At 44.6% G+C, this 23,289-nt stretch carries 23 protein-coding genes, 1 pseudogene and 1 other annotated feature; of the genes and pseudogenes, 17 read left to right on the forward strand and 7 right to left on the reverse strand.

Annotation, left to right across the window (positions count from 1 at the left end; all coding sequences use genetic code 11):
- Nucleotides 1-296 precede the first annotated feature (296 nt).
- The gene (locus tag EV210_RS22800) at nucleotides 297-443 is read left to right on the forward strand and encodes a hypothetical protein (protein ID WP_165898990.1); all 147 of its coding nucleotides are present in this window, start codon (nucleotides 297-299) and stop codon (nucleotides 441-443) included.
- Nucleotides 444-498: 55 nt separating this feature from the next.
- Here EV210_RS22800 and EV210_RS21195 read toward each other — a convergent pair whose 3' ends face one another.
- The 4 genes from EV210_RS21195 to speD all read right to left on the reverse strand — a co-directional run bounded on the left by EV210_RS21195 (nucleotide 499) and on the right by speD (nucleotide 3,654).
- Nucleotides 499-1,794 (reverse strand): dicarboxylate/amino acid:cation symporter, encoded by a 1,296-nt coding sequence (locus EV210_RS21195; protein ID WP_132083416.1) that lies wholly within the window; start codon nucleotides 1,792-1,794, stop codon nucleotides 499-501.
- Between the two features lie 274 nt (nucleotides 1,795-2,068).
- Nucleotides 2,069-2,563, reverse strand: coding sequence for a rubrerythrin family protein (locus EV210_RS21200; RefSeq protein ID WP_132083418.1), 495 nt, complete (start codon nucleotides 2,561-2,563; stop codon nucleotides 2,069-2,071).
- 85 nt (nucleotides 2,564-2,648) lie between these two features.
- On the reverse strand, nucleotides 2,649-3,077 hold the full coding sequence (locus EV210_RS21205; RefSeq protein ID WP_132083420.1) for a phosphate-starvation-inducible PsiE family protein: 429 nt from the start codon (nucleotides 3,075-3,077) through the stop codon (nucleotides 2,649-2,651).
- A 124-nt stretch (nucleotides 3,078-3,201) separates the two neighbouring features.
- On the reverse strand, nucleotides 3,202-3,654 hold the full coding sequence (speD, locus tag EV210_RS21210) for an adenosylmethionine decarboxylase (protein WP_132083477.1): 453 nt from the start codon (nucleotides 3,652-3,654) through the stop codon (nucleotides 3,202-3,204).
- Nucleotides 3,655-4,025: 371 nt separating this feature from the next.
- Here speD and EV210_RS21215 point away from each other — a divergent pair, with 371 nt between their 5' ends.
- The 8 genes from EV210_RS21215 to disA all read left to right on the forward strand — a co-directional run bounded on the left by EV210_RS21215 (nucleotide 4,026) and on the right by disA (nucleotide 13,760).
- Nucleotides 4,026-5,210, forward strand: a complete 1,185-nt coding sequence (locus EV210_RS21215) for an FprA family A-type flavoprotein (protein WP_132083422.1) — start codon at nucleotides 4,026-4,028, stop codon at nucleotides 5,208-5,210.
- A gap of 110 nt (nucleotides 5,211-5,320) precedes the next feature.
- Nucleotides 5,321-6,502: a class I SAM-dependent rRNA methyltransferase gene (locus EV210_RS21220; protein ID WP_132083424.1), complete on the forward strand. Its 1,182-nt coding sequence runs from the start codon at nucleotides 5,321-5,323 to the stop codon at nucleotides 6,500-6,502.
- 213 nt (nucleotides 6,503-6,715) lie between these two features.
- A complete protein-coding gene (locus tag EV210_RS21225) occupies nucleotides 6,716-7,165 on the forward strand; it encodes a CtsR family transcriptional regulator (RefSeq protein WP_132083426.1) in 450 nt (149 codons plus the stop codon).
- Nucleotides 7,166-7,183: 18 nt separating this feature from the next.
- Nucleotides 7,184-7,714, forward strand: a complete 531-nt coding sequence (locus EV210_RS21230; protein WP_132083428.1) for a UvrB/UvrC motif-containing protein — start codon at nucleotides 7,184-7,186, stop codon at nucleotides 7,712-7,714.
- Nucleotides 7,711-8,796, forward strand: a complete 1,086-nt coding sequence (locus EV210_RS21235; RefSeq protein ID WP_132083430.1) for a protein arginine kinase — start codon at nucleotides 7,711-7,713, stop codon at nucleotides 8,794-8,796. The genes EV210_RS21230 and EV210_RS21235 overlap by 4 nt, the downstream gene beginning before the upstream one ends.
- Nucleotides 8,789-11,230, forward strand: a complete 2,442-nt coding sequence (locus tag EV210_RS21240) for an ATP-dependent Clp protease ATP-binding subunit (RefSeq protein WP_132083432.1) — start codon at nucleotides 8,789-8,791, stop codon at nucleotides 11,228-11,230. Before EV210_RS21235 ends, EV210_RS21240 begins: the two co-directional genes overlap by 8 nt.
- Nucleotides 11,231-11,319: 89 nt before the next feature.
- Nucleotides 11,320-12,681 carry a DNA repair protein RadA gene (gene radA / locus EV210_RS21245; protein WP_132083434.1) on the forward strand — a complete coding sequence of 454 codons (1,362 nt, stop codon included), beginning with the start codon at nucleotides 11,320-11,322 and terminating at the stop codon, nucleotides 12,679-12,681.
- Nucleotides 12,678-13,760: a DNA integrity scanning diadenylate cyclase DisA gene (gene disA, locus EV210_RS21250; protein WP_132083436.1), complete on the forward strand. Its 1,083-nt coding sequence runs from the start codon at nucleotides 12,678-12,680 to the stop codon at nucleotides 13,758-13,760. The genes radA and disA overlap by 4 nt, the downstream gene beginning before the upstream one ends.
- A gap of 9 nt (nucleotides 13,761-13,769) precedes the next feature.
- Here disA and EV210_RS21255 read toward each other — a convergent pair whose 3' ends face one another.
- The 3 genes from EV210_RS21255 to EV210_RS21265 form a co-directional block, all read right to left on the reverse strand.
- Nucleotides 13,770-14,105: a stage II sporulation protein P gene (locus EV210_RS21255; RefSeq protein ID WP_132083438.1), complete on the reverse strand. Its 336-nt coding sequence runs from the start codon at nucleotides 14,103-14,105 to the stop codon at nucleotides 13,770-13,772.
- Nucleotides 14,106-14,119: 14 nt separating this feature from the next.
- Nucleotides 14,120-15,241, reverse strand: coding sequence for a stage II sporulation protein P (gene spoIIP / locus EV210_RS21260; protein ID WP_132083440.1), 1,122 nt, complete (start codon nucleotides 15,239-15,241; stop codon nucleotides 14,120-14,122).
- Nucleotides 15,242-15,370: 129 nt separating this feature from the next.
- Nucleotides 15,371-15,766, reverse strand: a complete 396-nt coding sequence (locus tag EV210_RS21265; RefSeq protein WP_132083442.1) for a nucleoside triphosphate pyrophosphohydrolase family protein — start codon at nucleotides 15,764-15,766, stop codon at nucleotides 15,371-15,373.
- A 286-nt stretch (nucleotides 15,767-16,052) separates the two neighbouring features.
- Between EV210_RS21265 and EV210_RS21270 the strand changes: the two genes are divergently transcribed.
- The 8 genes and pseudogenes from EV210_RS21270 to EV210_RS21300 all read left to right on the forward strand — a co-directional run bounded on the left by EV210_RS21270 (nucleotide 16,053) and on the right by EV210_RS21300 (nucleotide 23,263).
- Entirely contained in the window at nucleotides 16,053-17,162 is a 1,110-nt protein-coding gene (locus EV210_RS21270; RefSeq protein ID WP_165898991.1) for a PIN/TRAM domain-containing protein, read from the forward strand.
- Between the two features lie 90 nt (nucleotides 17,163-17,252).
- Nucleotides 17,253-17,912: pseudogene (ispD, locus tag EV210_RS23505) on the forward strand (2-C-methyl-D-erythritol 4-phosphate cytidylyltransferase); the annotation flags it as partial.
- Nucleotides 17,913-17,939: 27 nt separating this feature from the next.
- Nucleotides 17,940-18,413 (forward strand): 2-C-methyl-D-erythritol 2,4-cyclodiphosphate synthase, encoded by a 474-nt coding sequence (ispF, locus tag EV210_RS23510; RefSeq protein ID WP_243650671.1) that lies wholly within the window; start codon nucleotides 17,940-17,942, stop codon nucleotides 18,411-18,413.
- Nucleotides 18,414-18,512: 99 nt separating this feature from the next.
- Complete coding sequence (locus EV210_RS21280) at nucleotides 18,513-18,791, forward strand: hypothetical protein (RefSeq protein ID WP_132083446.1); 279 nt, start codon at nucleotides 18,513-18,515, stop codon at nucleotides 18,789-18,791.
- Nucleotides 18,792-18,909: 118 nt separating this feature from the next.
- Nucleotides 18,910-20,385 carry a glutamate--tRNA ligase gene (gene gltX / locus EV210_RS21285; RefSeq protein WP_132083448.1) on the forward strand — a complete coding sequence of 492 codons (1,476 nt, stop codon included), beginning with the start codon at nucleotides 18,910-18,912 and terminating at the stop codon, nucleotides 20,383-20,385.
- Nucleotides 20,386-20,423: 38 nt separating this feature from the next.
- Nucleotides 20,424-20,648, forward strand: a binding site (T-box leader).
- Between the two features lie 53 nt (nucleotides 20,649-20,701).
- Entirely contained in the window at nucleotides 20,702-21,385 is a 684-nt protein-coding gene (gene cysE, locus EV210_RS21290) for a serine O-acetyltransferase (RefSeq protein ID WP_132083450.1), read from the forward strand.
- The gene (cysS, locus tag EV210_RS21295) at nucleotides 21,366-22,799 is read left to right on the forward strand and encodes a cysteine--tRNA ligase (RefSeq protein WP_132083452.1); all 1,434 of its coding nucleotides are present in this window, start codon (nucleotides 21,366-21,368) and stop codon (nucleotides 22,797-22,799) included. Before cysE ends, cysS begins: the two co-directional genes overlap by 20 nt.
- Nucleotides 22,796-23,263 carry a Mini-ribonuclease 3 gene (locus EV210_RS21300; RefSeq protein ID WP_132083454.1) on the forward strand — a complete coding sequence of 156 codons (468 nt, stop codon included), beginning with the start codon at nucleotides 22,796-22,798 and terminating at the stop codon, nucleotides 23,261-23,263. The genes cysS and EV210_RS21300 overlap by 4 nt, the downstream gene beginning before the upstream one ends.
- The last annotated feature ends 26 nt before the right edge of the window (nucleotides 23,264-23,289 follow it).

A 23,289-nucleotide genomic window follows, 5' to 3' on the forward strand; every position in this document is an offset into this window, starting at 1 on the left:
TACGCCGAAAGTACTTGGCTGGAAACGGCCTGGGAGGATAGGGAGTCGCTGATTAGCAAAAAGCACTTACGAATGTGAGTGCTTTTTTGTTTTGTCTGTCTCTGAAAAGCCCAGCAGGGGAAGAGTCATTGCAACGCTCCGACGCTGTCGCTTAACCTACGCTCATGCAACGACACTCCCCCTGCCTCGTCAGCAATAGAGTGTATATAGCAGAATCTTATTAGAGAGTATTGGATTTAGAGGCAGGTTGAAGATAGATAATAGTGAGTACTAGGAGCTCGCGCAGGTATTTTTTCTTGTCCACAACATATGATTTACTATCACGGGTAGGGATGGTGACTGCTATGGTGGAATGGTACTGGCTTCCCCTTGCGGCCTGGGGCGGTGCGTTGGTCGGCGTAATGGCTGCTTCTTTATGTGCAATAAATAATGAGCGCAATTAAATGATAAGAGGGCTGCCTTAATTAGGCAGCCCTCTTATCATTATTATCGGGAATATTACGCGCTGATATTGGAATGGGTATCGCCGGATATTTCAGCCGGTACAGTTTCACTGACGAGCTTGGCGATTACCAAATCTCCGGAAACGTTCAACGTTGTTCTGCACATATCAAGGAAGCGGTCTACACCCAGGATTAAGCCCATGCCTTCAGGTGGTACTCCTACTTGTACGCAGAGGATAGCAATAAGCGGCAGCGACCCGCCTGGTACGCCAGCCGTACCTACTCCAGCTAAGACAGCCATCAGTACGACAACCAGCTGATTCTCAATTGAAAGGTTAATACCATAAACTTGCGCTAGGAATAAAACCACAACACCTTCGAAAAGAGCGGTTCCATTTTGATTGGCAGAGGCTCCGCAGGTTAGTACAAACCGGGAAATCTTTGCAGGCATCTTTAAGACGTTTTCTGCTGTATCTAAAGCTATTGGTAATGTTGCATTAGAAGAGGCCGTCGAAAAGGCGTATACATATACTTCCTGGCATTTCTTAAAGAATTGCCAAGGATTGGTTTTGGCAAAGACCTTTAAACAGAAAGCATAGACAACGAATTGTTGAATTAAAAGTCCTAATACGACAACACCGGCAAAATAGGCAACGTTCTGCAGGAAACCGGCACCTAATCGGTATGTTGTATTAAAAACAATGGCAAAAATACCATAAGGAGCTAACATCATAGCCCATTCAATAATTTTGAGAGAAGCCTTAAAAATGGTATCAAGCATTTTTATGAATGGATTATCTTCATCTTCGACGATCATGCTGAGGGCATAGCCAAACATTAATGCAAAAACCATGAGCGCGATGATTTCTCCCCCGAAGGCTCTGGCGGCAGAATCAATCGGATTTTGTGGAATCAAATCGATAAAGTACTGATACCAGGGTTTATCTTTTGCCGCTTGCACATTTTTCTGAATGGATAGCACACCCTGATTAGAGGCAAGGGCCTCTTTATCAAAGGTTAAGCCAACACCGGGCTGCATCACATTAGTCAATGTAACAGCGATAATTACAGCCAAGAAACTTAATATCAGTGTAAATGCCATAGATCTTTTCGCTACAGCTCCCAGGCCACGGCCTTTTCCAAGTTCAAATACACCAAGGATGAGGGCGGATACCAGCAGGGGAACGACAACCATAAAAATCATTCGGAGGAATACTGCACCTGTTAAAGTACAAATATCAGTAAACGACTTCATAAAGGGAAAAGATTTTTGGGGTACGTAATAGTAACCAATCAGACCAATAACAACACCTAAAACAAATCCGAGTAAGAGTTTTTGATATTGTTTCACGAATTTCCCTCCCAAACTTTTCAATTAAAGATGCAACTGTTGGAGACGGTACGCATACTGCAGTCTTTAGGAACCAGCTCCCATCTTTTAAATATATAGCCTATGTTGTCGTTTAATCCCTCCTTAGGAAAGATAAATTTAGAGAACGATTAATTTTATTATAACACTATAAAATGAATATTAACACTTATCTGACGATTTAATTAACAAATAATGTATAATTGGTAAAATAAAAAACGGAAGCAGAAATTGCTTCCGTTTAATCTAAGCCTGCTTAGTCAATTTTTTTGTAGGCACTAGCTTTAGCACCACAGATTGGACAGGTTTCGGGAGTGTGTTTTTCGGCAATGTGGCCGCAAACCGGACATAAGTAAATGTCATATTCTTCGTGGGATGTTAACTGCTCCAGTGCTTTCGCATACAGGTTAGCGTGTACTTTTTCTGCTTCATTTGCCAGGTGGAATATCCGGGCAGCAGCTGCATTACCTTCCGCTTTTGCCTCATCAATAAAAGGTGGATACATTTCACTGAACTCATAAGTTTCGCCTGAAATGGCTTCCTTTAGATTTTCTGCAGTGGACTTAATACCACCTTTGGCTTTTAATTCTGCAAAGGCATGAATCGTCTCAGCCTCGGCAGTAGCACGGAAAAGTTTTGCAATCTGGGCATGACCTTCAAGCTCAGCTTGTTTAGCAAAGGCCAGGTATTTACGGTTTGCTTGCGATTCACCTGCAAAGGCAGCACTTAAGTTTTTGTCAGTAGTACTCATTCCTTAATCCCTCCAGATATATCAAATTATTATCTATGGATTATTATTATCCAGATGGGGGGATTTGTCAATATAAAAATTTACTTTAGCGATGCTGCATCCTTGGTTGTAAAAGCCAATAAACAAGCCCTAAAACTAATAAACTTGCTAAATACATACTTCCATCTTGCAATGATATGCCTTCTGAGCTAAGAATTAGCAGCTTTCGCACCATTGCGGCAATGGCTACTTCAATAAACAGCGTTACTCTAATCGGCTCGCCTTTTAAATGGCGTATTTCCGAATTTAACAGCTCAGAAAGTGTCCATAAGATGAGCAGTGCACCTAAAGCATGGATGGTTCCTGTGCTTACATTGCCGGTAGTAAAGATGGAATAAAAGTCCGTAAAGCAGATAACTAAAGTCATTAGCACTGTTATAATGAGAGCCAAGCAGAAAAATAAGTGGAGAAAGTGTGTAAAGCGTTTCATTTGGTAAGCAATTTTACGTTCAAAGTTACCATTATCTGCGTTCATAGCAAAATATCCCCCAATTTATTTAGTATGTTACCGTAGTACAATTATACCAGATAAATTCAGGAAAAACGTCATTGCCGGGTAAATAGAAAAGACAGCTGCTAGTGGGCTAGCAGCTGTCTTTTTACTGGTTGCGTGACAATAATTTTAAAACTTTTGCACCTGTATTTTTAACACGACGCAAGGGTGCAATACTTACTTTGATTTTAGGTTTCATATCTTTCTCAGAACCAAAATCACCGCGCTTTATCGTGGTAGCTTTTACTTTCTCCGGCTTTAAATAAGTCTTGAGTGCAGCGACAGCCTTATCAGGACGGCTGTGGTCGGAACATGTAAATACATCAATAGCGGCATAGCCTAAAGTGGGATAGGTATGAATGCTCATATGACTTTCTGCTAATAGGGCGCAGGCCGCTAGGCCTTGGGAATCAGTCTGCTGATAGGAAAAATGGAGGAGAGTCATATTGGCATCAGATATTGCAGTTAGCATTGCTTCTTTAATCAGTGCGATATCAGCCAAAGTTTTAAAACTGCAGCCATACATGTCGACAAGTAGATGTTTTCCGGTTAATTTCATCACACAGCGCCCCTTCTTAATATTCGAATTTTCAACAGTGAGGCGTATGCTTTTCCATTAAACAAAGGATTGTATGGAAAAACGTGAGTTTCACAGCTATAGAAGCAGTATTACGCCATATATTATATGCATATTACAACTTTTCATTATAAAGTGATGTGAGAAAATTGTAAAGATTTATTTGGACAAGGATTATTACATGCCTGTAGTATTTTTAATGAACAAAATCAGTGTGGCGTAACAAGCAGGAAGGAATATGACGTTACGTGTACAATTTTTATATAGCAGTTATGGCATAGCTTGTATTTGGCTGAACAGCAATTTGTATATTATCATCATTTTTGTGAGATTAAGATAAGGAGAGAAAACAAATGAACAAAATTGAGCTAGCAAAAGGTGTATATTCTGTTGGAGCAGTGGATTGGAATGTTCGCGATTTTCACGGATATACTACACCTAGAGGTGTTACCTATAATGCCTTTTTAATTGTTGATGAAAAAGTTTGCCTAGTCGATACTGTAAAAGCACCCTTTGCGGAAGAACTTATGGAAAGAATTTCGCAAATTATTGATCCGGCCTGCATTGACTACATCGTTACCAACCATATTGAACCTGATCATTCCAGTGCCTTGCCGGCTATTTTAGACCGGGCGCCGAAAGCTACCGTCGTAATTACTGACAAAGGCGCCGAAGGTGTAATGAAATATTATCAGCGTCAAGCGAATTATCAGGTAGTAAAAGAAGGGGATTTCCTCGAATTAGGACGCAATAAACTGCATTTTATACCGCTTCCAATGCTGCACTGGCCTGATTCGATGGCATGCTACTTAGATGGTGAGCAAATTCTCTTTTCTAATGATGCATTTGGTCAGCATTATAGCAGTACGCACCGGTTTGATGATGAGAATAACCTTAATGAAGTGCTGTATGAGGCCGCGAAGTATTATGCGAATATCCTGATGCCTTTTAACAGGCTGGTTCCAAAAGCACTGGAAAAGGCCGGCCGTTATCCCATCAAAATGATCGCGCCAAGCCATGGTGTGGTATGGCGCAGCCATATTGAGGCCATTCTTGCCAAATATGAGCAATGGAGCAAAGGGGCAGCTTCTAATAAGGTAATTGTCGCCTATGACAGTATGTGGGGCGCTACAGAAAAAATGGCGCGCCGCATTTTAGACGGGCTTGCTGCTGCCGGAGTGCAGGGGAAATTATATCGCCTTTCAGGAGCAGACCGCAGTGAAGTAATGTGGGATCTGTTGGAGGCTAAAGGGATTTTAATAGGTTCGTCAACGTTGAATAATGGCATGATGCCGACCGTAGGCGCTATGTTGCTGTATATGAAAGGCCTGCGGCCGGCAAATAAAATTGGCGCAGCTTTTGGTGCCTATGGCTGGGCAGGCGGTGCACAAGGCGCTATGGAAGAATTATTGGCGGCAGCAGGGGTTGACGTGGATAAGGCTGGACTCACTGTTAAATGGACGGCCAATGCACAAGAGCTGGAAAAATGTTTCGCTTTTGGTAAAGAATTTGGACAGAAGGTGCTGGATAAAGTATAATAGCAGAGCAGTCTTTGAAGACGTGGTAAAACCCGTATCACATGCTTCATATGGCGCTGCCTATGCTAATTGTAATGATAAGTAAAATGTAGATGAAATGAGGCGCTATAATGGAAGCGACAGCTACTGTCTATATTCGCAAAGGAGCTCAGCATCGTATTGAGAGTGGACATCCCTGGATGTATCAAAGTGAAGTGGATCGCATTGAAGGGGACTTTCAGCCAGGTAGTATTGTTGATGTATGCAATCACCGGGGCCGGTTTATTGGCAGAGGGTACATTAATCCCCGCTCGCAGATTATCGTAAGGATAATGACGCGAGAGCAGGAGCCGATAGATCGGAACTTCTTTCAAAAACGCATTACCGCAGCGTGGAAATACCGCCAGCGGTTTGTGAGCGAACCAGAATACTGTCGGCTCGTATTTGGGGAGGCCGATTTTCTGCCTGCGTTGATTGTCGACAAATTTGGTGACTATATTGTCATCCAAACTCTGGCATTAGGAATTGATGTTCACAAAGAGACAATCGTTTCTATTTTGGACGAAATGTTCCACCCTGCCGGAATTTACGAACGCAATGATGTGCCTGTTCGTAAATTAGAGGGATTAGACATGCGTAAAGGATATCTAAAAGGAAATTTTCCTACGCTCATACAGGTTAAAGAAAACGACTTTCCTTTTTATGCGGATATTGAAAATGGGCAAAAAACCGGCTTTTTCTATGATCAGAGAGAAAACAGGCAGGTGCTGAAGCAGTTTGTTGCCGGTGCACATGTACTGGACTGCTTTTGTCATACCGGCTCATTTGCAGTTCATGCGGCCAAGTATGGCGCCAAAAGTGTAACCGCTCTTGATATTTCGGATCTTGCTATTGAAGTTGCTCAAAAGAATGCCGAATTAAATGGGGTAAGTGATATATGCAGCTTTTCAGTAGGTAATGCTTTTGATGTATTGCGGGCGCAAACAGAAGAGAAAAGACAGTATGATGTCGTCATTCTAGATCCCCCTGCCTTTACAAAGAGCCGTTCTTCCCTGGAAGGTGCAGCCAGAGGCTATAAGGAGATTAATCTGCGAGGCTTGAAGCTGGTCCGCCCAGGGGGCTTTCTTGTTACCTGCTCCTGCTCATTTCATATGGACAGGGAGCTATTCCGAGCAATTGTAGTCGATGCAGCCAAAGATGCCAGAAGAGTTATCAGAGAGGTCGATTACCGTACACAGGCTAAAGATCATCCCATCCTGCCGGCAGCGGCAGAAACTCATTACCTGAAATATTTAGTTGTTGAAGTGCAATAGCGATAGCAATAGCAATACACTAAGCGGAGAGAAGGCCTTCTCTCCGCTTTTTTTCGTTTTCCAATTCGTAATTTTGCTCACAGGATGGCAATAATAGAAATAGCAGAAAAAGTTTGTAAGGACTATTGCAATTAGTCAAAAGGTCAAATATAATAAAGGCAAAAGGTCAAATAAAGTCAAATAAGCAAAAGGGCAAAAGTGTGGTGACAACATATGAGTAATTTGGCGGATGAAATTGAACGTTTTATTTTACGCAAGCTGGCGGGACAAAAAGGTGATATTGTCATTCTAAGGCGCAATGAACTCGCCGATGAGCTTGCCTGCGCACCGTCGCAGATTAGCTATGTTTTGAATACCCGTTTTTCCATAGCAAGAGGTTTTATTGTTGAGTCCAGGCGGGGTTTAGGAGGATTTGTGCGCATAGCGCGTGTGCCTCTCCACACTATTATCTTTGAAGATGCGGCAAAGCAAGTTGATGCCGACATATCTTTAACTGATCTTAGGGGCATGCTGATTCACCTGCGGGACAATGGTTTGCTAACTGGCCGGGAGTCAGTATTGCTAATGGAATCTTTCTCCATTATATATGAGTATCTGTCTCCTTATGAACGGGTAGATGCTGTTCAAAGATTGTTGCGGCAAGTGAATGCGGCAAATGAATAAGTAAAGGAGCGGTTTGCTATGTTATGTGATGATTGTCAGAAAAGGCCGGCCTCTGTGCATATAACACAGATTACCAATAACCAAAAGATTGATAAGCATTTGTGCAATCAATGTGCGCAGGCTTATGGAGATATTGCTTTTTCACTTGATTCGAAGTTTTCGGTACATGATTTTTTGAAAAATATGTTTTATTCAGGGGCAGCGGAAAATATTCCCGCTAAAAGTGGTAAAGCCTGTGCTAATTGTGGTATGACCTATCATGATTTCAGCCGTACGGGAAAATTTGGCTGCAGTGCCTGCTACAGTACTTTCGGCGATCACGTTGAACCGCTGCTGCGCCGTATTCATGGTGTAAGTACGCATACAGGAAAGCTGCCCCGCCGAACAGGCGCAACATTAGAATTGAAACAGCGCATAAAAAAATTACGGTATGATTTGGAGCGGCACATTGTGCAGGAAAAATATGAAGATGCCGCTAAAATCCGGGATGAAATTCGCGGATTGGAGAAAGAACTGCTAAGTTCGGTCAGCGAGGAGGGGAAGATATGACAATCGAACAACTTTTGGATGAGCCGCTTAGCGGCTGGATGAAAGGGGAAGGACCGGAGAGTGATATTGTTTTATCCAGTCGTATTCGATTGGCCCGAAATTTTGATCAAACCCCTTTTCCCAATCGGGCCAGTGATGACGTTTTGGCCAATGTAGTGACTGAACTCCGCAAATCTGTTACAGATTTAAGTAATCAGGATAACCATTCTTATCTGTTTATCGATATGGAAAAGCTGGAACCATTAGAACGAAATGTCCTTGTCGAAAAACATATTATCAGCCCAAGCCATGTTCAGGAACCGGTAAACCGGGCGCTTATCGTGCGTGATGATGCAGGTGTGGCAATTTTGGTAAATGAAGAGGATCATCTTAGAGTGCAGTGTTTGCTGCCAGGCTTAAATTTACCAGAAACATTGGCTTTGGCGAATGAAGTTGATGATATACTGGAATCCCGCCATTCCTTTGCTTTCCATGAGCAAGTGGGCTATTTAACCGCATGTCCGACTAATGTGGGAACGGGACTGCGTGCTTCGGTAATGATTCACTTGCCGGCGCTTGTTCTAACAAAACAAATCAATCGGATTATCGGAGCGGCTACACAGATCGGGCTGACCGTGCGCGGACTCTATGGCGAAGGGTCGGAGGCTGTAGGTAATATTTTTCAGATTTCCAATCAGCTCACATTAGGCCAGAATGAACAGGAAATTGCTTCTAACCTGCAAGCTGTTGTCAGGCAAGTGGTGGGACAGGAGCGGGCAGCCAGAGAGGCTCTGCTGAGAGATTCGAAAGATATGCTGGCGGACAGAGTCTGGCGTGCGTACGGAGTACTCCGTTATGCCCGCAGTATTTCCGGACAGGAAGCACTTGCTTTATTAAGCGAAGTACGATTAGGAATTGATTTGAACTTAATTGACGAGGCGCCACCTACCATTTTTAATGAGTTATTAGTTATAAGCCGGCCTAACTTCTTGCAAAAATTTGCTGGGATAGCGGATATCCATCCGGCAGAACGAGACACCTTGCGTGCTCAGGTTATTAGAGAAAAGTTGATGAACTTCAAAGGAGGGAATAAGGATGCTTGATAAATTTACAGAACGCGCGAAGAAGGTACTGGTGCTTGCCCAACAGGAGGCGCTTAGGTTAGGACATGATTATCTTGGCACCGAGCATTTGCTGCTAGGCTTGATTCACGAGGGGGAGGGAGTAGCGGCAAAGGCGCTGGCGTCTTTAAATATCAATCTGGAAATGGTTCGCAATCAGGTTGAAATGATGATAGGCCGGGGAGACGATCAGGTAGAACAAATTAACTATACACCCCGTTCTAAAAAAGTTATTCAGCTCGCTTTTGAAGAAGCACAGCGGCTAGGCCACAGTTATATTGGTACTGAACACTTATTGCTGGGACTTATTCGCGAAGGTGAGGGAGTAGCCGCTCAAGTACTGGTGCGGCTAGGCGCAGATATTGCGGTCGTTCGTCAGAAGGTAATTGAATTGTTGGGGGGCATGGCCATGTCCGGAACCGGATCACAGGCCAGCAGCCAGCAGTCCAAAGGCAATGTAGAAACTCCGTCCCTGAATGAATATGGACGGGACTTAAATAAGCTGGCGAAAGAAGGAAAGATTGATCCTGTCATTGGCCGTGATGGAGAAATTGAGCGGGTCATCCAAATATTGAGCCGCCGTACAAAAAACAATCCGGTACTGATCGGTGAGCCCGGCGTAGGTAAGACTGCAATTGCCGAAGGCCTGGCACAGCGCATTATTGACGGGATGGTGCCGGAGACATTGCGGGACAAACGCGTAGTATCCCTGAATATGGCATCTATTATTGCCGGTTCCAAATACCGGGGTGAGTTTGAAGAACGCTTAAAGAAGGTTATGGATGAGATTCGCCAGGCCGGTAATATCGTATTATTTATTGATGAGCTGCACACATTGATTGGCGCAGGTGCGGCTGAAGGTGCTATGGATGCTGCCAACATCTTAAAACCGGTTTTGGCAAGAGGTGAGCTGCAATGTATTGGTGCAACCACGTTAAATGAATACAAGAAGCATATTGAAAAAGATACTGCCCTGGAAAGACGTTTCCAGACCATTCAGGTAGGCGAACCGTCTGAAGAGGATGCTATTAAAATTTTGCAGGGCCTCAGGGATCGCTATGAGGCATTTCATAAAGCACAGATAACAGATGATGCTATCGAGAATGCAGTTAAGCTGTCAAGTCGCTATATATCGGACCGATTTTTACCGGATAAGGCAATTGATCTAATGGATGAAGCGGCATCACGGGTACGCCTGCAGGCGTTTTCCCTGCCGCCTGACCTCAAAGAAACAGAAAAGAAACTGGAACAAGTGCGGGCTGAAAAAGAAGCAGCTATTAATGGACAGGAATTTGAGCAGGCAGCAAAACTGCGGGATGAAGAACAAAGGTTGCGTTCCCAGCTGGAAGCGAAGCAGAATGAATGGAAGCAGCCGGAAAGCAAACGGGTTGTTGTAACAGGTGATGATATTGCACATGTTGTAGCCAGCTGGACGGGAATTCCGGTGAAAAAACTGGCCGAAGAGGAATCAGCGAGATTGTTGAAGCTGGAAGAAGTACTGCATAAAAGAGTAGTAGGCCAGCATGATGCAGTTGCTGCCGTAGCCAGAGCAGTGCGCCGGGCACGGGCAGGCCTGAAAGATCCCAAACGTCCGATTGGTTCGTTTATCTTCCTGGGGCCGACCGGTGTTGGTAAGACAGAACTGGCTCGCGCATTAGCAGAAGCGATGTTTGGTGATGAAGAAGCCATGATTAGACTGGATATGTCGGAATACATGGAGAAACATACCGTATCCCGCCTGGTTGGTGCTCCTCCCGGATATGTAGGGTATGATGAAGGCGGTCAGTTAACCGATGCCGTGCGCCGGAAACCGTATTCGGTTATTTTGCTGGACGAAATTGAGAAAGCTCACTACGATGTATTTAATATTTTACTGCAAGTATTGGAAGACGGGCGTTTAACAGATGCCCAGGGGCATACGGTTGATTTTAAGAATACCGTAATTATCATGACCTCAAATGTTGGTGCCCAGCATTTGAAAAAAGACAGCGCCTCATTAGGCTTCTTGGCCGGCTCTAATGCGCAAAATGATCAGGACGCAGCAAAAAATCGCGTACTTGAAGAAGTAAAACGTCAGTTCCGGCCTGAATTTCTCAATCGTGTAGACGAAATGATTGTGTTTAGCAGTTTGACGGCAGCCGACTTAAATGAAATTGTAACAATTATGCTGGCTGATTTGGCAAAACGGCTGCAAGATGCCGGCTTCGCTTTGGTAGTAACGGAAAAGGCTAAAAACGAGCTGGTAAGAGAAGGCTACGATTTCCAATATGGGGCACGTCCCTTGCGCCGCTCTATTCAAAAATTAGTGGAAGATCCGATAGCTGAACTTATGCTTCGCCGTGAGGCGGCTGCCGGTGAAACAGTTAAAGTCGATGCGGATGAAACCGGTAAACTAACTTTTGGGAAAAAAGAATAAATAGCAGGAAAAAGCAATAACTATCACGAAAAAGAGCACTCTACTGTTATGTAGAGTGCTCTTTTAGATTAGGCAGGTGAGAATCAACTTTGTCCAAAGCAAAAATAAAGTTTTGCTGTACCGAATGCGGCGCAGAGTCTCTAAAGTGGCTGGGGCGCTGTCCCGGTTGCGGAGCCTGGAATACGATGGTCGAAGAAATGACAGCCGCGAAGGCGGATAACCGCATTCGTTTTGTGCAGGGCAGTAAACCAAAGCCAATTACGCAAGTTGATACTACTGCCGTAGGAAGACGGATAACCGGCGTATGTGAATTCGACCGTGTATTGGGGGGCGGGATTGTACCGGGAGCACTCATGCTGATCGGGGGAGATCCTGGTATTGGCAAATCAACTTTATTGCTGCAAGTTGCAGCAGGAGTCAGTGAACGATACGGCCCAGTGCTTTATGTATCAGGGGAGGAGTCGGCCGTTCAAACCCGCATGCGGGCAGAGCGGTTAGGCAGTTTAAGCAATCATTTATTCATTATGACAGAAACAAATCTGGATGAAATTGCGGTCGCGGCTAATGCTATGAAGCCTGCACTAGTGATTATTGATTCGATACAGACGATGTTTAATGCTGAAATTCCCTCAGCACCGGGCAGTGTAGGCCAGGTTAGGGAGGCTACCGGCAAGCTGCTGCGTTTTGCCAAGGAGACGGATGTACCGGTAGCAATCATTGGTCATGTGACCAAGGAAGGTAATATTGCCGGTCCGCGACTGCTTGAACACATGGTAGATGTGGTGCTGTACTTTGAAGGGGAACGCAATTATGCCTTTCGGGTTTTACGTGCTATGAAAAACCGGTTTGGATCCACTAATGATAGTGGTATTTTTTCCATGGAAGAAGACGGCCTGAAGGAGGTAGTTAATCCATCGGTGCTGTTACTGGCGGAACGTACTCATGACATGCCTGGCTCGGTTGTATTAGCCTGCCTTGAGGGAGTAAGACCGCTGTTAATCGAATTGCAGGCGTTAGTCAGTACAACGGTTTTTGGGATGCCCCGCCGGATGGCGGCAGGATTTGATTACAATCGGCTAATCTTATTGATGGCTGTTTTGGAAAAACGGGTTGGATTATCTTTGGCGAATCAAGACGCTTACGTTAATGCGGTCGGCGGTATTAAGATAGATGAACCGGCAGCCGATCTTGCTGTGGCTTTAGCTATAGCCTCCAGCTTTCGCAATGCAGCGGTTAACAGTCAAACTGTTGTGATGGGAGAAGTCGGCTTAACGGGTGAGGTACGAATGGTTTCCCGGGTTGACATCAGGATTAGTGAAGCTGCCACACTAGGCTTTAAACGGTTTGTTATTCCTGCAGGTAATGTGCCGGGACTTAAGACAAAGCAGCAAGGGCTGGAAATTGTGGGAGTACGTGATGTCACGGAAGCCATGGAGGCGGTATTCGTATGACAAAAATTAGAGATGAACGTTTTTGGGATGCACGTTTTATTAAAACGATTAAAACCCTGGCTCCTGGAACGATGCTGCGCGAGGGACTGGAAAATGTTCTGCGTGCCAAAATGGGGGCATTAATCGTTGTCGGTGACAGTGATGCGATTATGAAAGTTGTTGACGGCGGTTTTGTTTTAAATTGTGAGCTTACGCCAGCCGGATTCTATGAATTGGCAAAGATGGATGGAGCATTGGTCCTGTCTAATGATGCCAAGCGAATCTTATATGCAAATGCTCAATTGGTTCCGGATGCCGGGATTGAAACCTCAGAAACAGGTACCCGTCACCGAACTGCCGAGAGGACCGCTAGAGCAACAGGGGCACTTGTTATTGCTATTTCCCAGCGACGCAATGTCATTACCGTATATTTAGGTAATCTGAAGTATACATTAAAAGACCTGGCAGTCATTTTAAATAGAGCGAATCAGGCCTTGCAAACCCTGGAAAAATATCGCCAGGTGCTTACCCGCGGCTTACGGACCCTAAGTGCTCTCGAGTTTGAGGATCTTGCTACGTTGAATGATATTGCAGCGGTTCTCATTCGTGCTGAACAGGTGAACCGAATTGCCCGTGAAATTGAGAGAAATATAATTGAATTAGGCAATGAGGGCCGTTTGGTCAACATGCAAATGGAAGAGCTGATGGCAGAAGAAGATGAAGAGATGCTGCTAATCAAAGATTATTGTGTTAGTGCAGATACAAAAGCACAAGAGGCCGTTCGCGAGCAGCTGGCAGCCTTGCCGGAGGAAGCTCTTGAAACGATAACGGTTTGCCGTCTGCTAGGCTATGGGGTTACAGCCAGTGCCGTTGATGTTCCCGTTGTTCCCAGAGGCTATCGTATTTTGCGGAAAATTCCCCGGTTGCCAATGATGATCACAGAAAACCTAGTTGCTCATTTTAAAACATTGCACAGAATTTATAATGCTTCTATAGCTGATTTGGATGAGGTGGAAGGTATTGGCGAAGTACGGGCAAAAACAATTAAAGACGGCCTAAAGAGAGTGCGGGAACAGGCACTCTTAGACCGTCATGTATAAAGTCCGACCTCATTGCTTTAGCTTCTTTTTATATTCATCCAGGTTCACATCTTCTACAAACCGGGCATAAGCCCGGTTTTCTTCTACCCTAATGATGGTATACCGCTTGTTTTCTTCCGTTATTACTTCGTCGCCAACGCTGACAATAAGGGGAACATACATTAAGTCTACGCCGCTTACTTCATCGAGAATAATATAGTAATCGTAAACTTTTTGCGGCTGCTGTTCCGGCTTAGGCTGGATCGAGAGAAACTGCAGCGGCAACAAATGCGAGAGGGCAAGCAGGAGCAGCAGTCCGGCTGCAACAGAGCCCACTATAAGCCACATACGGCGTTTCACAGCCATTTGGCTCAGCTCCTTTAATTCTTACGCTTTTTACGGAACCGGAAAACATCACCGAATTCACGTTTAGTAAAATTGCTTAATTTTTGTTTAGCTTCCTTAACGCTTCCGGTACTAAGCAACAGGAAAGCCGCTGCACCGACAATAACTGCGCCTGCTATATAGAGCATATCCCAGCCTGTACCCCCATTAGGCACGTTAGCGGCAGCTACACCGTTGCCTCCGGCAATCGGACTGGCTTGAGCCACATTACCACCTGTGTTAGCCAAGAATGTGGGGACAATATCAGCAAATAGCGTAATACTATGGTCAGCTGCAGCCCGGGAATTGTATTGAGTTCCTATTTCAAGCAGCATGGCCCGGGGATTTAAGTCCTGATTGTAGTTGCCATGTGCGATAAAAATACCACGTATCAACCCTTTATATTTATTATCGGCGGCGGCTTTGATGGTTTTGGCATAATTCATCGTGGTAGCGCGATTTTGATTTTGCTTGCCGACAACTAGAAGGATCTTAGCAGCATCTTGACCATTAAAAGAAGTCTTATACGCTTTGAGCGGAGCACTGTCACGGTGTACGTCAAACAGTGCAACCGGACGTTCGCCAAGCAACTTGGCAAATGTTCGCCGTGAACGTTGATAGGCATTGGCATCATGCGGATCATGCAGCGTCTTGCGATGGTCAACTTCGTAACCAAGCTCTTTGAGCCGCGTAGCGAAAGTTTCGCCAACCTTGATAATGCTTCCGTTTCCCTTACTGGTTGCCACACCGTCTGTCGGAATATAACACTCATCAGTATGAGTATGATAAATGCCGATTAACGGCGGAGGATCTGCTTGCTCTCCTTGAACAGGCAGCACTTCCGGCACCACAGCATGCTGAGATTCATCTCTTACATAACGGGATATGGCCAATGTTCCTTCAACAGCTGTAACTTCATAAAGGCGATTATCTTCATTGACAAACTCATCACCGGGCCTGACAGTCAGGCCAGTCTGAAAAACAATACTGCCTTGTTCATCGACAATGGTCATATAGCCGGATAAAAGCTCAGCGTTATTGTCCAAATCGCTGCTTTCACTATAGATCGAAAGTGGAACAAGTAATAGAAATAACAAAGAAAGAATAAGGCGGCCCATATTTGCACCTCATTTTTTGAAAAAGTATCCTTTGTATCATGTCCGCCAGGATAGGGGTTTATGTATGGATAAGAAAAAATGCGGTTCGCTCGCGAACCGCATTTTGCTGGGTAACCGTAAATTATGTAACTAGGACAAATGAAAGGCACCGAGCGTTTTAATTTTCTGCAACTCATCTTTCATGATTTGATTTAATTCCAAACCGCTTAAGTTGCATAATGCAGCCAAGTAAAACAGGCTATGCCCTAATTCATTTGCCAATACTTCCTTACAAGATTGACAAGGTTCACCGGAAATATGAGATGACATAAAACGACGGGTTTCGCTGTACTGTACATCGGCAGGAACACGCTGACGCTGGGCATTAACCGCTATGCAGCCGCATTCAGTCACTGCTTTGGCAAATGCTCGATTAACCCGGGCAGAGGATTCCTGATATTTTGTCATAACATCCAGCGCGCTGCGATGACGAATGAGATACTGGTCGACGGCTGTTTGAAAATCGAGGCAACATTTATCGTGCATTTCCTACACCTCACTTTGAACCTATTATAAAATCGCCTGTATGCATTGTCAATGGGCGCCGGTAGGAGGGGGTAATTGACAATAAACATACAATATGATAAAATAACAAATTTTACAGTGTTATAGATCCTGTGTTATAATACACAGGTGTAGGGAAAGGTATTTTTTGGTCATTGTCAGGGAACAATAATAGAAATAGTTTTCCATAATTTGGATTTCTGTGGTCAAATCTCTTGTGGCAAAACGAAAAGTCCATTATAATAAAGTATACAAAGGAGGTGAGAGGTTGCTTGATAAAGTATTGCGGTTTGTTATAACCGCACTTGCAGCAATCGGCGGTCTGGTAATGACTGACCGGGTTATCCCTTATTTAGCTACCCTATTGAGTGAAGACTTTTTTAACATTGGAATATTTGGCATAACAATGACCACTATTATGTCGTTTATTTTTGGGGGTTTGGTCGGTGGGGCTATCGGCTTTTTCATTGCGCCTTTTCTGATCAGACAGTTGTGGCAGTTTACTTACTGGGTGGAAGCCAAATTAAATAAAATGCCGGTTTATGATGTGCTGGCCGGTGCGCTGGGGCTTGCTGTTGGACTCATAATCTCGAATTTATTGGGATCCGCTTTTCTGCCTATTCCTCTTGTAGGTAAATATGTTCCCGGTGTCCTGAGTATTATACTGGGGTATTTGGGCATTAATGTTGCTATTCGTAAGCGGGATGAACTTTTCTCATTATTTTCCTCTTTCCCTAAGCTGGGAAAAGACAAGCAGAAAGATGGAAAGGCAAGCAATATTCATCAATATAAAATTCTGGATACCAGTGTAATTATTGATGGCAGAATTGCCGATATTTGTAAAAGTGGTTTTATTGAAGGGACGCTTGTTATTCCGGTTTTTGTACTGGAAGAATTACAGCATATTGCCGATTCGTCCGATTTGCTGAAGCGAAACCGTGGCCGCCGGGGTCTGGATATTCTGAATCGTATTCAAAAAGAATTGAACATGTATGTTCAAATTGATAATCGCGACTTTGATGATATCTCTGAGGTGGACTCTAAGCTGGTAAAGCTCGGCCAGCTTTTAAAGGCGAAAGTCGTGACTAATGATTACAACTTAAATAAAGTTGCAGAGCTGCAGGGTGTTCCGGTATTGAATATTAATGAGCTGTCTAATGCGGTAAAACCCGTCGTGCTGCCCGGTGAAGAAATGGTTGTACACGTTGTTAAAGATGGTAAAGAGCTGGGGCAAGGCGTGGCTTATCTGGATGACGGTACGATGATTGTCGTTGACGGCGGTCGCAGGCATATCGGTGAAACGATTGGTGTACTGGTTACTTCCGTGCTGCAGACTGCTGCCGGACGAATGATTTTTGCCAAACCCAAAGCAATGTAAATAAAAAAGCTTGCCCTAAGGGCAGGCTTTTTTATGTTGGTAAGAGAATATAAAAGCTAAAATCTTCCGCAATGAAAGGAATTTATTGGTATGGTTACTGCAATTATCGCTGCCGCCGGGTCAGGAAAACGAATGGGTAAAGAAATAAATAAAATTTTTTTACCTTTACATAATATTCCTATTCTAGCCCGTAGTGCGGCAGCTATCGCGGCATGCTCCGAAGTAGATGATTTAATTATTGTGGCGGCTGTAAATGATATTGATAAAGTTAAAGAAGTACTGAACAAGTATCAACCGGGTAAGCCCTGGCGAGTGGTTGCCGGTGCCGGCGAACGGCAATATTCCATTACGAATGCCTTACGGGAAGTGGACGGAAGATCTCAGCTCATTTTAGTACATGATGCAGCCCGGCCGCTAATTGATCCGGCAATTGTAACTGCGGTAATCGATGCTGCCAGAAAATATAATTCAGCAGTTGTAGCCGTACCGGTTAAAGATACGATCAAAGTCTTAGACAGTCAGAAGTTTGTTGTGGAAACACCACCCAGGCAAACTCTATGGTCTATTCAGACTCCACAGGTATTTGATGCCGCTTTGCTGCACAGAGCGTATAATAAGGCAGCGCAGGATCAATATCTGGGAACGGATGATGCCAGCCTTGTTGAGCGGCTGGATGAAAAAGTTAAAATTGTACCAGGCAGTTATCATAATATAAAAATTACAAGTCCAGAGGATCTAATAATTGCGGAAGCATTCTTCAGGGAGGGAGGAAAAAGTATGCGAATAGGAACAGGATATGATGTACACCGCCTGACTGAGGGGCGCAAGCTGATTCTTGGAGGAGTGGAGATTGCCCACTCTCATGGGCTTGCTGGACATTCGGATGCTGATGTGCTGCTCCATGCGATAAAGGATGCTTTGCTTGGTGCGGCAGCGCTTGGCGATATTGGCCGGCATTTTCCAGACACGGATCCGCAGTATAAAGGAGTTTCCAGTGTCCTGCTTTTGGCACGGGTGAGGGAACTTCTGGCAGAAAAAGGGTATGTCGTGAATAATGTGGACGCTACTATTATTGCCGAAAAACCTAAGCTGGCGCCTTTTATTCCACAGATGAACAGCATAATTGCTGAAACATTGCAGATTTCACTTGAACAGGTCAACGTAAAAGCAACAACTACAGAGACCTTAGGCTTTACCGGACGCTGCGAAGGGATTGCGGCGCAGGCTGCAGTAACAATCATCGACGCTTAAACAGAAGTACAATTACACGGACATGCTGTGCATAAATGCCGTAAAATGGCGCATATTATAAACACATTCGTTAGTAATTTATGGCGGAGGTGCTTTAAAATGCGCTATATGTTGATTTTGCTGTTAATAACGGTTATCCTTGCCGTGCCTGCTACAGCTCTTGCTGCCGGCTTTAATATGAATATCAGTATTTCCCGAATGGAAGACGGTACGACCTGTGGTGAGTTCTGGTTTAATAACAGGGTGCTTTGGCGGCTGCAGGTGCTTACTGATGGGGCCAGGCCGGTTACAAGCGGTAAGACTGTAAACACAACGGTAATTACGCCGGATATCGTAAATGGGTTGTTTTTAATTAAGCTTAGTAATGAAACAGAATAATGCAAGCGCCTGCGTGATTGAAATTGATCATGGCAGGCGCTTTGTTAGTCAACTAGGATTTGCCAAATCTCATAGAATACTATACAATATCCATGAATAGAAAATGGGGGGGAAAGTCATGTCTGAAAATGAACTCAGGGTACGGTTTGCACCTAGTCCAACCGGACCTTTTCATATTGGGGGTGCCCGGTCAGCATTGTTTAACTGGCTGCTGGCAAAAAAACACGGCGGAAAACTAATTCTTAGGGTTGAAGATACGGATCGGGAGCGTTCAACGAAAGAATCAGAAGAAAATATTAAAGCAGCTTTGAAATGGCTTGGTATTACCTGGGACGAAGGTGTCGATATCGGCGGTCCTTATGGTCCTTACCGGCAGACGGAGCGCCTGGGGATTTATCAGCAATTTACGGATAAATTGCTGGCAAGCGGACAAGCTTATCATTGCTACTGCTCGGAGGAAGAATTAGAGACGGAACGGCAGCGGCAGATGGATAAGGGCGAAACTCCACGGTATGCCGGCCGATGCGGTCACTTGACTGAAGAAGAGCGGGCTGCTTTTATTGCCCAGGGCCGCAAGCCGGTTGTCCGTTTTAAAGTGGCTGAAAACCAGCAAATTGTTTTCAAGGATCTGGTTCGTGGACTGATGAGTTTTGACTCCAATGGCGTTGGTGACTATGTCATTGTAAAATCTGATGGTATTCCGGTGTATAATTATGCGGTAGTGCTGGATGATGCGCTAATGAATATTACTCATGTTATCCGGGCAGAGGAGCATCTGTCCAATACGCCGCGGCAGATTTTACTTTACCAGGCACTGGAGCTGCCCATCCCTGAATTTGGACATATTTCTCTTATATTGGGAAAAGACCGCACAAAAATGAGTAAACGCCACGGTGCTACTTCGGTTGACCAATATCGCAGTTTAGGTTATTTGCCTGAAGCAATTGTAAATTTCCTGGCACTATTAGGATGGGCTCCGGCTAATGAACAGGAAATTTTCACAAGTGAGGAATTGATTGAACAATTTGGCATGGACCGGGTTGCCAAAAACCCTGCCGTTTTCGACATTGATAAATTAAACTGGATAAATGCCCAATATATGAAGCAAATCAGTGCAGAAGCGATTTTGGAAATGGCGCTGCCTCATCTGCGCTCAGCAGGCTACGTTGGTGAAAAAATCGGCTCAGAGCAAAGGGAATGGCTCATTAAAGTAATGGCTGCGACAAGAGAGTATATCAGCTACGCTGCACAAGTGGTTGAGCATGTAGACGTCTTTTTTAACGATCAATTTGAATTTGAAAATGATGAAGCCATTGAGGTGCTGAGGGATGCAGATGCTCCAGCTGTTTTTGCGGCTTTTCAAACTAAATTAAATGAATTGGAAGAGATCGATCCGGCAAGTATAAAGGCATTGTTAAAAGCAATTACCAAAGAACTGAAATTGGGCGGTAAGAAGGTATTTATGCCGATACGGGTGGCGCTTACTGGTAAAATGCATGGTCCTGAGCTAATTGACTTAATACCGCTTGTAGGCCGGGAGCGTGCTCTTAAGCGGCTTCAGGCTTCCGTAGAAAAAGTACAGCCTGTTTGTTGACACCCGGATAGTCAGGTGATTATAATGGATAAGAATAGAAAAATGCGATGAGCAGGAGAAGTATGCATATTACCGGCTCCCCAGAGAGGTATCGCCACTGGCTGCAAGTGATACCGGGCAAGGAATGCAAAAATGCACCTGTGAGCAGGATAGCGGAAAATAGTATGCTGTCCCGGCTGAACCGGCCGTTACCGGGTGCGAAGTGAAGTATGTCTGTTGAGCATGCTTAAACAGAGTGGGACCACGGAACCACCGTCTCTGTACGAGTCGGTGGTTTTTTTATTTTCAGCATGTAATATTTTGGAGGGGGATTGCAATGTTTGGGCGGATTAAAAAAGATGTGCAGGTTATATTTGAGCGTGATCCAGCCGCAAGAAGTGTGGCGGAGGTGTTGCTTTGTTATCCTGGACTGCATGCTATTTGGTTCCACCGCCTTTCCCATCCGCTGTACAAAAAAGGCTGGGTACTTATACCGCGCATGATTTCCAATCTTGGCAGGTTCCTCACGGGTGTGGAAATTCATCCTGGGGCAGAACTCGGTGAAGGATTATTTATTGATCACGGATCAGGAGTAGTCATCGGTGAAACAGCCCAGCTTGGAGCGAATGTCACCTTATACCAGGGTGTAACATTGGGCGGTACAGGTAAAGAAAAAGGTAAGCGTCACCCGACAATTGGGAATAATGTTGTTGTTGCAAGTGGAGCCAAAGTACTGGGATCTTTCAGTGTCGGTGATAATTCTAAAATTGGAGCCGGCTCGGTAGTGCTGCATCAGGTTCCGCCAAATTCGACTGTAGTGGGCATTCCGGGCCAGGTAGTCGTTAAAGACGGTAAGAAGCTAAATGGCCGCGACAGCGAAGAAATCGATCTGGAACATGATCAATTACCTGATCCGATCGCCGAAATGCTGACGTGTATGCATCGAAATATGACAAGGCTGGAAGAACGCGTTGTTCACTTAGAAGAGGAGCTGAAGAAATATGAGTCTAAAAGTATTTAATACCCTTACAAAGCAGAAGGAAGAGTTTGTCCCGGTAGAACCTGGCAAAGTGAAGGTTTATGTCTGTGGGGTAACTCCTTATAATCATCCGCATATTGGCAATGCCCGCCCTTTTGTTACATGGGATGTGATTAGACGCTACCTGGAATACCGTGGTTTTGATGTTCTTCATGTACAGAATTTTACCGATGTGGATGATAAAATTATTAATACGGCCAATGCAGAAGGGGTAACCTGGGATGTTATTGCTAACCGCTATATAGCCGCCTATTTTGAAGTAATGGATAAACTCGGAATCAGGCATGCTCACTTATATCCCCGGGTATCCGAGCATATTCCGGAAATTATCAACATGGTACAGACACTTGTGGATAAAGGAACGGCTTATGAAGTAGACGGCGATGTTTATTATAGTGTTGTCCAATTTGAAGATTATGGAAAATTAAGCGGACGCACACTGGATGACATGCAGGCCGGTGCCCGCGTAGATGTAGATGAGCGGAAAAAGCATCCAATGGATTTTGCTTTGTGGAAAAGTGCTAAACCAGGCGAGCCTGCCTGGGAAAGCCCCTGGGGACCAGGACGGCCGGGCTGGCATATTGAATGCTCCGCTATGTCCTTGAAATACCTGGGAAAAACATTTGATTTTCATGGCGGCGGCAGTGATTTGATTTTTCCTCATCATGAAAATGAAATTGCCCAGTCGGAAGCTTTTAGTGATATTGATCCGTTTGTTCATTATTGGCTGCATAATGGATTTATTACGGTTAATGAAGAAAAAATGAGCAAATCACTTAACAATTTCTTTTTGGTAAAAGATATTCTGGAACACTTCTCACCAGAAGTAGTTCGCTTCTTTATCCTCTCCACTCATTATCGCAGTCCGCTGGATTTTAGTGATGAACGGTTAAGTGAGAGTGGTCGCAGTTTGGAACGGTTACGTACTGCGGTCGAAACCATTCAGCATTTAGAAAAAATGCCTGCCGGGGCCGTGAGTACCGATTCGGAAAATCTGATCGCAGCAGCGGTTCAGGCAAAGCAAGATTTTGAGTCGGCAATGGATGATGATTTTAATACTGCTTTAGCCGGAAGTGTAATGTTTGGCTTAGCGAAAGAAATTAATATTTATCAAAGCAAAGTAAGTGGTGACTGTGATCAGAAGGCGGTGATTGCAGCAAAGGAAGTCTATTATTTGATTGCCGATACACTTGGGATTCTGGTAGCAGAGCGCGATGGCAAGGTAGAAGAGCAGGCAGGCCTGGTTGATCAGCTGATGGAAATTATTATTGAAATCCGCCAGCAGGCAAGACAGAAGAAAGATTGGTCGATGGCTGATGCCGTGCGCGATCGCTTAGGCGGCATTGGAATTATATTAGAAGACTCGCCACAAGGCGTTAGGTGGAAAAAAAGGTGAGATTCAATCACTTTGAGTTATTGCGCAACCGGGTATTAGAACAAGTTGAGGCCGATCCGTCTGCTAAGGAGTTTGACGGACCGCCTCAGCGGCTGCACCCACTGGTGCTCGCTTATATTGGAGATGCATTTTTTGCGCTCTATGTGCGAAACAGACTATTGAATTATGAGCAAGGCCGAGTAAGGGTGCTCCATAATTTTAGTGCTAAAATGGTTTCTGCTACCAGTCAGGCGAATGCTTTACGACTGCTTGAACCGGAATTAAATGATGCAGAGATTGACATTGTTCGCAGAGGACGCAATGCAAAATCAACAGTGCCTAAAAGCGCCTCTGTTGCTGATTATCGTTACAGTACCGGCTTTGAGGCTTTACTGGGTTATTTGTATTTAAACAAAAATTATGAGAGATTGTCGGAAATAGCAGAAAAGTCATTTGCCATTATTTCCCGGGAAATGACAAAATAGGTATCATCTGCTGAGAAAAACGTACA

This window comes from Anaerospora hongkongensis (assembly GCF_004339805.1).
Classification (GTDB): domain Bacteria; phylum Bacillota; class Negativicutes; order Sporomusales; family DSM-15969; genus Anaerospora; species Anaerospora hongkongensis.